At 74.0% G+C, this 8,599-nt stretch carries 7 protein-coding genes; 4 read left to right on the forward strand and 3 right to left on the reverse strand.

From position 1 onward, the window contains the following. Positions 1-1,067: hypothetical protein (locus tag AWW66_RS30220; protein WP_211272153.1), on the reverse strand; the 1,067-nt coding region annotated here is incomplete at its 3' end. Positions 1,068-1,195: 128 nt separating this feature from the next. Here AWW66_RS30220 and AWW66_RS33175 point away from each other — a divergent pair. From AWW66_RS33175 to AWW66_RS36165, 4 genes are all read left to right on the forward strand, one after another. Continuing rightward, positions 1,196-1,366 (forward strand): putative ATP-grasp target RiPP, encoded by a 171-nt coding sequence (locus AWW66_RS33175; protein WP_083979189.1) that lies wholly within the window; start codon positions 1,196-1,198, stop codon positions 1,364-1,366. Between the two features lie 66 nt (positions 1,367-1,432). After that, positions 1,433-2,512 carry an ATP-grasp domain-containing protein gene (locus tag AWW66_RS30225; RefSeq protein WP_067373627.1) on the forward strand — a complete coding sequence of 360 codons (1,080 nt, stop codon included), beginning with the start codon at positions 1,433-1,435 and terminating at the stop codon, positions 2,510-2,512. Then, positions 2,509-3,501, forward strand: coding sequence for a TIGR04500 family putative peptide maturation system protein (locus AWW66_RS30230; RefSeq protein WP_067373628.1), 993 nt, complete (start codon positions 2,509-2,511; stop codon positions 3,499-3,501). The genes AWW66_RS30225 and AWW66_RS30230 overlap by 4 nt, the downstream gene beginning before the upstream one ends. After that, positions 3,498-5,654, forward strand: a complete 2,157-nt coding sequence (locus tag AWW66_RS36165) for a peptidase domain-containing ABC transporter (RefSeq protein WP_169807199.1) — start codon at positions 3,498-3,500, stop codon at positions 5,652-5,654. The genes AWW66_RS30230 and AWW66_RS36165 overlap by 4 nt, the downstream gene beginning before the upstream one ends. 90 nt (positions 5,655-5,744) lie before the next feature. Here the strand turns inward: AWW66_RS36165 and mmsB are convergent, their stop codons facing one another. Continuing rightward, on the reverse strand, positions 5,745-6,995 hold the full coding sequence (gene mmsB, locus AWW66_RS30240; RefSeq protein WP_067373634.1) for a multiple monosaccharide ABC transporter permease: 1,251 nt from the start codon (positions 6,993-6,995) through the stop codon (positions 5,745-5,747). Beyond that, on the reverse strand, positions 6,992-8,530 hold the full coding sequence (mmsA, locus tag AWW66_RS30245; RefSeq protein ID WP_067373636.1) for a multiple monosaccharide ABC transporter ATP-binding protein: 1,539 nt from the start codon (positions 8,528-8,530) through the stop codon (positions 6,992-6,994). The genes mmsB and mmsA overlap by 4 nt, the downstream gene beginning before the upstream one ends. Positions 8,531-8,599 lie beyond the last annotated feature (69 nt).

The following is an 8,599-nucleotide window of genomic DNA, read 5'->3' on the forward strand; positions in this document are numbered from 1 at the left end:
TCGAGGAGCCGGGTCGCCGCGCCGCGCCGGCCGGCCCGGGCCTGGTGGGCGCCGAGCAGCCAGCTGATCCGGGCCGCCAGCAACCGCTCGACCGGCCGGGTGAGCCGGTCGAGCGCCGTAGCCAGCCCGGCCACCGTGGCGGACGCGTCGGGATCGAGGATCCAGGCCCGCCACGCCGGCAGCACCGGCCCACCCGGCCAGTCCACCGGCGGGTCGGGGACGGCGGCGAGCAGCCCGGCGGCCACCTCGGGACGGCCGGCCAACGCGTGGTGGGTGGCCAGCTCCCAGCGGTGCTCGTGGTCCAGCCCCGCCGTCACCCCGGTCTCCGTCGCGACCATCAGGCCGAGCAGCCCGACCCAGCCGTCCAGGTCGCCCTGGGCGAAGGCCAGCGCGGCCGTGCACTCGGGCAGGTGCCGGGCCACCCAGGCCGAACCGACCTGCGCGGCCAGGCTCCGGGCCTCGTCCAGACGGGCGGCCGAGGAGTCCAGGTCACCGCGCAGCGCCTCCACCTTGGCCAGCCACGACGTCGCCTCGGCCTGCACGTCGAGCCGGCCGGAGAGCGCGGCCAGCCGCGCCGCCTCCCGCAGCTCGGCCTGCCCCCGGACCAGGTTGCCGGCCCAGGAGTCGCCGAGGCCGATCAGCGCGAGCATCCGGGCCCGGTCGCCGGCGTCGAGGTCGAGCGCCTCGACCAGCGGGGCGAACCGACGCGCCTCGTGGGGGCGCATCAGCGTCATCACGCTGGTCAGCGCACACTCGACCAGGATCGGATCGGCACCGAACGGGTTGTCGTCGAAGAGCCGGACGGCGGTGTCGAGGTGCGCCGGACCGTCGGGGAGCCGGGCCCGGGTGGCCACCACCCCGGCCAGCGTCCGGTAGATCAACTCCACCGGCGTCGACCCGCTCGCGTCGTGCAGCCGTTGCGCCCGCGCCACCAGCGGGATCATCTGCCGGCCGTCGGCGGTGCGGGACAGCGCGAGGAAGGCCCGGAAGACCAGGCGCGCCGCCTGTTCCGGGTCGACGCCGTCGGCCTCGGCCAGCAGGCGTTCGGCCGTGAGTTCGGTGGACACGGCGTGAGCGTAGAACCGGGGGCCAAGCCTAGGGATAACCCCGGTGCCGGCCCACCCGCCGCGCCCCGACACTGCAACGGCCCGGCTGCTTCCGCCGGGCGTCGCACCACGACGAACAGAGGTACGCCATGAAGCGCAAGCCCGTACAGATCGACACCATCCCGGCCGACGGCGTGGAGCTGGCCGACGACCAGCTCGCCACGATGCTCGGTGGTCTGCCGCGCAACGGCGCCGGGTCGTCCAAGACCATCGACGACATCCCCGGTGGCGGCCGGCCGGACACCGACAGCGACTTCTGATCCGTCACCACCGGCGGCCCGTGCCCCCCCCGCGCGGGTCGCCGCTGGTCCGGCCGGAACAGCACGATGATTCTCATCCTGACCTCCCCCGACGACGTGCACGCCGACGCGGCCGAGCGGGAGCTGCGCCGTCGCGGCGCCACCTGGGTCCGGTTCGACCCGGCCGACGTACCCGCGCGGGCGTCGCTGTCGGTCGGCATCCGCGACGGCCGGCTGGTCCGCACCCTCGTGCGCGACCGTGTCCCGGCCGACCGTGCCCCGGACGACCGCACCCCGGCCGACCGTGTCCCGGCCGACCGGCCCGACACCCACCGGGGCGACGGCGACCCGGGCGGTGCCGGCCGCGAGACCGTCGACCTCGACGCGGTCACCGCCGTCTGGTTCCGCCGTCCCGGGGTCCCCGTCGCCCCCGCCCACCTCACCAGCCCCTACGCCGACTTCGTGGTCGCGGAGAGCCGGCAGTTCGTCACCGACGTCTGGGAGACCCTCGACGTGCCGGCCCTGCCGGCGCCCCGCCCGGTGGTCCTGCGGGCCCAGCACAAGGTCCGGCAGCTCCAGCTCGCGCTGCGGGTCGGCTTCGACCTGCCGGCGACCGTCGCCGGTAACGACCCCGACGCCGTGCTCGACCTGTTCAGCCACACCGGCGGGCGGCTCATCTCCAAGCAGGTCGGCCTCTCCAGCCTCGGCGGCGACCTGCTCCGCTTCACCGAGCCGGTCACCCACCGCGACATCGCCCACGTCGACGGCGTGCGGCACTGCCCGTTCATCGCGCAGGCCAGGGTGCCCAAACAGGTCGAGCTGCGGGTCACCGTGGTCGACGGCCGCGTCTTCACCGCCGCCATCGACTCGCAACGCTCCAACCACGCCCGCCACGACTGGCGGCGGCAGGACGGCCGCAACACTCCGATGCGCCCGTACCCGCTCCCCGACGACGTCGCCGCGCGGTGTGTGGCGCTGACCCGCCGGCTCGGCCTGCGGTACGGCGCCCTCGACCTGATCGTCACCCCCGACGGCCGGTACGTGTTCATCGAGATCAACCCCACCGGCCAGTACCTGTGGGTCGAGGAGGAGACCGGGCTGCCGATCACGGCGGCCGTGGTCGACCTGCTCACCACGGCCGCGCCCGCCCCCGGAGACCCCGCATGACGATCCTCGACCCCGCCCTGCTCGACGCCGCCGTGGCCCTGGCCCGGGAGCTGTCCACCGCCCGGGCCACCCTGCGCGACGCCACGGAACAGCTCGCGCCCCTGCGGGCCCGGTGGCCGCAGGCCGACCCCGCGTTGGTCCGCGACGAGGAGGGCAGCGACGGCTCGGTCTCCTTCGACGTGCTGCTGCGCGAGCCCACCGGCACCGTCTCCGTCGCCTACAGTTCGGCCCCGGCCCTGCCGTGGCCGCTGCGCGGGGCGCTGCGGCACTCCGAGCACCACCTCGCCCGGGTCGGACCCCGGACCCTGCTGGTGGGCGAGGCGCTCGCCGCCCTCGACTTCCTCTGGTACGACCACGACGTGCTCGTCCGGCTCGTCGACACCAGTCTGATCCGGGCCGAGCTGGAGCGGTGCCCGATCCCGGTCTCCGACGCCGACCTCCAGGCCGCCGCGGACGCGTACCGTCGGGCGAAGGGGCTGCTCGACGCGGCGTCGACCGCCCGCTGGCTCGCCGAGCGGGGGCTCTCCGAGGTCGACTTCACCGAGCTGGTCGCCGACACGGTGGCGGTCGCCCGGCTCCGCGAGAAGATCGTGGGCGACCGGGTCGAGCGCTGGTTCGAGGCGCACCGGTCCGCGTTCGACACCCTCGTCGTCGCGTGGGCGGCCGACGGGCCGCTGCCGGCCGACCCGGACGACGCCCTCGCCGCCGTGGCCACCGCCGTCCGCATCGGACACGCCGCCGGGGTGCTGCGGGTGGTGGCCGCCGAGGCGGCCCCCGAGCTGCGGGCGGCCACCGGGCCGGTGCCGACGGTGGTCGCCGGGGCTCCGGTCAGCGCGCTGCCGGTGGGCCGGGAACCGGCCGTGCTCAACGCCGCCACCCGGTCGCTCGTCGAGCGGGCGATCTTCGACGACTGGCTCGCGCAGGCCCGCGTCGCCGTGGACATCGAGTGGTTCTGGCTGCCCCGGGACCGCACGGCGCCGCTGACGTGAGCCGCCGTCGGCGGGTACCGGTGATTCTCCAGGTCTCCGCCACCGACTGCGGACCCACCGCCCTCGCCATGATCCTCGCGGCGGCGGGCCGGGCGGTGCCGGTGTCCCGGCTGCGCGCCCGGCTCGACGTCGGCCGCGACGGGTTGAGCCTGCGCGACCTGCGCGACGCGGCGCAGGAGTGCGGCCTGCGGTGCCGGGCGGTCGCGTTGCCGGCCCTGCGGCAGGACGCGACCCGCCTGCGGGAGCTGGCCCTGCCCCTGGTGGCGCACTGGAACGGCGACCACTACGTGGTGGTGGAGCGGGTCGGCCGGCGGGGCGTCGACGTCGTCGACCCGGCCGTCGGCCGGCGTCGGCTCACCCCGGCGGAGTTCTCCGCCGGGACGACCGGGGTGGTGCTGCTGGCCGAGCCCGCCGGGCCGGCGCCACCACCGGTGCGGGAGCGCTCGCCGATGCGGACGCTGCTCGTGCCGCTGCTGCGCCCGTACGTCCGGCTGCTGGTCCTGCTGGCGGTGGCGTCGCTGCTGATCACCGCCGTGGGCCTGGCCGTGCCGTGGGCGACGGCGGCCGTCATCGACGCCACCGCCCCACCCGACGTGTCCTGGTTTGGTGCGGCCGTCGGGTTGGCGGTGGCGACCGGGGCGCTGGCGCTCGTGCGCGGCCTCACCGGCACCGTGCTGCAACGGCGCATCGGCACCCGGATCGGCACCGACACGGTGACCCGGCTGTTCGAGGTGGTGTACGGGTACTTCCAGCGCCGCTCGGCGGGGGACCTGATCGACCGGGTCCGCGCCGCGGTCTCGCTGCGTGACCTGCTGGCGTCCTCGCTCGTGGCCACGGCGCTCGACGCGGTGCTGGCCACCGGCTACCTGACCGTGGTCGCCGTGCTGTCGCCGGTGCTGGGCCTGGTGGCCGCCGTCGTCATCGGCGTGCAGGTCGGCACGGCGCTCTGGCTCGGCCGCCGCGCCGGCGCCCTGCAACGGGAGGAACTGCTCGCCTCCGGTGAGGAGTCGGCCCGGCTGGCCGACGCGCTGCTGGGCATGGCGGCGATCCGGGTCGCCGGGGCCCAGCGGCGGGTGCTGAGCCGGTGGCAGGAGTCGTTCCAGCGGGGCGTCTCGGCCGCGCACCGGCTGGCCCGGCTGTCGGCGGTGTCGGACGCGCTCCTGTCCGCGTGGTCGGCGGCCAGCCCGGTGCTGATGCTCCTGGTGGCGGCCCGGCAGGCCGGCTCACCGGGCGAGGCGGCCGGCCTGGCCGCGCTGGCGGTCGCCGCGATCACCCCGGCGGTGGCGCTGGCGGAGCGGCTGCCCGCGTTCACCCTGCTGCCGCCCACCGTGGACCGGCTGGCCGACATCGCGCAGGCACCCGTCGAACAGCCGACGCCCCGCCGTCCCGCGCCCCGGCTGACCGGGCAGGTCACGCTGGAGGACGTCGGCTTCCGGTACGACCGGCGGTCGCCGTGGGCGCTGCGGGGACTGACCGCCCAGGTGTCGCCGGGCATGAAGGTGGCCGTGGTGGGCGGCTCCGGCAGCGGCAAGAGCACCCTCGTCGGCCTGCTCACCGGGCTGCACACGCCGACGCAGGGGCGGATCCGCTTCGACGGCCTCGACCTGGCCACGCTGGACCTGGCCTCGGTCCGCCGGCAGATCGGCGTGGTGCTCCAGGAGACGTACGTCGGGGCGGGCACCCTGCGCGACGCGCTGACCCTGTCCCGTCCGGACGCCACCGACGAGGCCATCGCCCGCGCGGTCCACCTCGCCGCGTTCGACGACGACCTGCGGGCCATGCCGATGGGGCTGCACACCCGGTTGGGCGACGGTGGGGCCGGCCTGTCCGGCGGGCAACGCCAACGCGTCGCCCTGGCCCGTGCCCTGCTGGCCGAACCCGCCCTGCTGATCCTCGACGAGGCGACCAGCGCGCTCGACACGGTCACCGAGGCGACGGTGGAGGCGGGGTTGCGCGGGCTGCCGATGACCCGGGTGGTGATCGCGCACCGGCTCTCCACCGTCGCCGACGCCGACCTGGTGCTGGTGCTCGACCGGGGCCGGGTGGTGGAGTGGGGCCGCCCCGCCGACCTGTTGACCGCCGGTGGCCCGTTCGCCCGGCTGGCCGGCGCCGCCCGGGGGACCCGGTTCACGGCCCGCGCCCGCGTCCGGTGAGCCGCCCGTCTACTATGGACGGCTTGCTTACCGTGCCCGCCCGTCCACCGGGTCCCCGGCGTCGTCGTCCGTCGGGGACCCGGTGAGGGGTCAGCGGGAGGTGCCAGCGCGGCGCTTGTTGTACACGTCGAAGGCGACGGCCACGAGCAGCACCAGACCCTTCACCACCGACTGGAGCGACTGGTCGACGTTCATGAGCTGCATGCCGTTGCTCATCACCGCCATGATCAGACCACCGACCATGGCCCCCACGACGGTGCCCACCCCGCCGGTGACGGCGGCGCCGCCGATGAACGCCGCCGCGATCGCGTCCAGCTCGAACATGTTGCCGGCCGCCGGTTGCGCGCCGTTGGACCGCGAGGAGTAGATGATCCCGGCGACGGCCGACAGGAACCCCATGTTCACGAAGATCCAGAAGTTGACCGTGCGCACCTTGACCCCGGACAGCATCGCCGCGGGCAGGTTGCCGCCGATGGCGTAGACCTGGCGGCCGAAGACCGTACGCCGGGTGAGCAGGCCGTAGACCAGCACGAGGACGGCCAGGATGATCAGGACGATCGGCAGGCCCCGGGCGTGGGCCAACTGCCAGGCGAAGTACATGATGACCGCGCCGACCAGCAGCACCCGGGCGACGAAGAGCGGGAACGACTCCACGGCCTGCTGGTAGCGGATCCGCGCCACCCGGGTCCGGAAGCCGCTGACCGCGTACCCGGCGACCGCGAACGCCCCGATGAACAGGGTGAACGCGTCGAAGCCGTCGCCGCCGAGGAGTCCGTTGAGGAAGCCGGCCGCGATCCGCTGGTACTCGGCCGGGAACGGCGACAGCGAGATGTTGTCCAGCACCCGCAGGGTGAGGCCACGGAACAGCAGCATGCCGGCGAGGGTGACGATGAACGCCGGGATCCCGGCGTACGCCACCCAGAAGCCGTGCCAGGCGCCGACGGCGATCCCGACGGCCAGCGCGGCCAGCACCCCCACCCACCAGGGGTGACCCTGCTGGATCACCAGGACGGCGGAGACCGCCCCGGTGAGCGCCACCACCGACCCCACCGACAGGTCGATGTGTCCCCCGACGATCACGATCACCATGCCGATCGCGAGGACCAGGATGTAGCTGTACTGCAGGACGATGTTGGTGATGTTGCCCGGACTGAGCGAGACGCCGTCGGTCCGGATCGCGAAGAGCGCGACGATGACGACCAGCGCGATGTAGATGCCGCTCTGCCGCAGGTTCCGAATGATCAACTGACGCGGGTCGCTGCTGCCGGTGTGCAGGGCGAGGGCGGGGGCGCTCTCCGACGCCGCCGGGTCCGCAGTCGAGGGGGTCTTCGTGCTCTTCATCGGACCAGGTCCTTGTCCTTCGCCATGAGCTGCATGAGTTTCTCCTGGGTGGCCTCACCGGCCGGCATCTCGCCGGTGATCCGCCCGGCCGACAGGGTGTAGATGCGGTCGCACATGCCGAGCAGCTCCGGCAGCTCGGAGGAGATCATGATGACCGCCTTCCCGGCCGCCACCAGCCGGTTGACGATCGTGTAGATCTCGTACTTCGCGCCGACGTCGATGCCGCGGGTCGGCTCGTCCAGGATCAGCACGTCCGGGTCGGCGAACAGCCACTTCGACAGCACGACCTTCTGCTGGTTGCCGCCGGAGAGCGTGCCGACCACGGCCCTGACGCTGGGCGCCCGGATGCTCATGTCGCGCCGGCTGGCCTCGGCGACCCGGTTCTCCTCGTTGTCGTCGACCCACCCGAGGCGGGCGAGCTTGCCGAGCGCCGCGGCGGAGATGTTGCGCCGGATGTCGTCGATGAGGTTGAGCCCGTAGCGCTTGCGGTCCTCGGTGGCGTACGCGATGCCGTTGCGGATCGCCTCGGCGACGGTGCGCGCCCGGATCTCCCGGCCCCGCAGGAGCAGCCGGCCGGTGACGTCCCGTCCGTACGAGCGGCCGAAGACGCTCATTGCCAACTCGGTCCGGCCGGCCCCCATCAGCCCGGCGATGCCGACCACCTCCCCGGCCCGTACGGTCAGGGTGGCGCCGTCGACCACCAGGCGGTCCTGGGTGGGGTGGCGCACCGTCCAGTTCTCGATCCGCAGCACCTCCTCGCCGGGCTCGCTCACCCGGTCGGGGTAGAAGCTGTCCAGGTCCCGGCCGACCATGCCCCGGATGATCCGGTCCTGGGTCACCTCGCCGGCGCCCACGTCGAGCCGTTCCACGGTGCGACCGTCGCGGATCACCGTGATCGAGTCGGCGATCGCGGTGATCTCGTTCAGCTTGTGCGAGATCATGATGCAGGTGATCCCCTGGTCCCGTAGCCGGCGCAGCAGGTCGAGCAGGTGCGCCGAGTCGACGTCGTTGAGCGCGGCGGTCGGCTCGTCCAGGATCAGCAGCCGGACCCGCTTCGCCAGCGCCTTGGCGATCTCCACCAACTGCTGCTTGCCGACGCCGAGCTGGATGATCGGCGTGACCGGGTTCTCGTGCAACCCGACGGAGGCCAGCAGCTCACCGGCGTCGGCGTTGGCGCGGTTCCAGTCGATCAGGCCGCTGCGCCCGCGCCGCTCGTTGCCGAGGAAGATGTTCTCGGCGATCGACAGGTACGGCACCAGCGCCAGTTCCTGGTGGATGATGACGATGCCGTGGGCCTCGCTGTCCCGGATGCCCCGGAAGTGCACCGGCGTACCGTCGAAGACGATCTCGCCGTCGTAGCTGCCGGTCGGGTGGACCCCCGACAGCACCTTCATCAGGGTGGACTTGCCGGCGCCGTTCTCGCCGCAGATGGCGTGGATCTCGCCCCGGCGGACGGCGAGCGAGACGTCCTGCAACGCCGTCACGCCGGGGAAGGTCTTGGTGATGTGACGCATCTCGAGGATGTAGTCGTCCACGGTTACTTTCCTCGTCGGTGTGCTGGTCGGATCGGTCGGTCCCGGGAAGTGCGCCCGGGCCCGGCGGTC

Source organism: Micromonospora rosaria (assembly GCF_001567585.1).
Lineage (GTDB): Bacteria > Actinomycetota > Actinomycetes > Mycobacteriales > Micromonosporaceae > Micromonospora > Micromonospora rosaria.

Bases quoted from the DNA above. Each gene is read 5' to 3' on its own strand.
- AWW66_RS33175 (WP_083979189.1), top strand. From the start codon at position 1,196: ATGAAGCGCAAGCCCGTACAGATCGACACCATCCCGGCCGACGGCGTG.
- AWW66_RS30225 (WP_067373627.1), top strand. From the start codon at position 1,433: ATGATTCTCATCCTGACCTCCCCCGACGACGTGCACGCCGACGCGGCC.
- AWW66_RS30230 (WP_067373628.1), top strand. From the start codon at position 2,509: ATGACGATCCTCGACCCCGCCCTGCTCGACGCCGCCGTGGCCCTGGCC.
- mmsB (WP_067373634.1), bottom strand. From the start codon at position 6,995: ATGAAGAGCACGAAGACCCCCTCGACTGCGGACCCGGCGGCGTCGGAG.